Annotated in this window: 1 tRNA gene and 1 rRNA gene; both read right to left on the reverse strand. The window is 43.5% G+C overall.

What is annotated here, in order from left to right:
- Nucleotides 1-343 (reverse strand): 23S ribosomal RNA (locus AAEY80_RS14280); the annotation flags it as partial.
- A 355-nt stretch (nt 344-698) separates the two neighbouring features.
- A tRNA-Ala gene (locus tag AAEY80_RS14285) sits at nt 699-774 on the reverse strand.
- Nucleotides 775-859 lie beyond the last annotated feature (85 nt).

Raw genomic sequence — 859 nt, forward strand, 5'->3', positions numbered from 1 at the left:
TATGTTAACGCTAATGTTTCGAATACAGGACTATCACCTACTACGGTCAGCTTTCCCACGCTGTTCTTCTACATTAGCACTAATCGGCTTCTCCCCGTTCGCTCGCCGCTACTTGGGGAATCTCATTTGATGTCTATTCCTAAGGGTACTGAGATGTTTCACTTCCCCTCGTTCGCTTCTTGTACAAGTACAAGATACCTACCTTATGGTAAGTGGGTTTCCCCATTCAGAAATCTCCGGATCACAGGATATTGCCGCCTCCCCGAAGCTTATCGCAGGCTGTCACGTCTTTCATCGCCTCTGACTGCCAAGGCATCCACCATGTGCGCTTCATTACTTGACCATACAACCCCAAGTAGTCTTAACTTATAAATAAGTTTTAACTTCAAAGTGTCATAAAGTCTAATTATGATAACGATATCACCTATGTTTATACGCTTGATTCAGTTCTCTTTACTTTTTTAGTAACCAACCCCTGGGATAACAACTGATGTCGTTAAGAGGTCGGTTACTAAGGTTAGAGTGTCGCGTGAACACGCCACTCTAACCCAGACTCATATCTATGTTTTTAAATAGTTCTTACGCTCTCGTCGAGTCATAAGTTCTGTATAAAACAGAAAGAAATAATCGTATGATGTAATATCTGAATTATTTGTTTCTGTTTATGCTTGTTTATATAGTTACTATCGTATTTATTATGGTGGAGCCAAACGGAGTCGAACCGTTGACCTCCTGCGTGCAAGGCAGGCGCTCTACCAACTGAGCTATGGCCCCGTAAAATAAATGGTAGGCCTGGGCAGACTTGAACTGCCGACCCCCGCGTTATCAACACGGTGCTCTAACCAGCTGAGCTACAGGC

This window comes from Psychrobacter sp. 78a-MNA-CIBAN-0178, from assembly GCF_040309625.1.
GTDB lineage: Bacteria > Pseudomonadota > Gammaproteobacteria > Pseudomonadales > Moraxellaceae > Psychrobacter > Psychrobacter okhotskensis.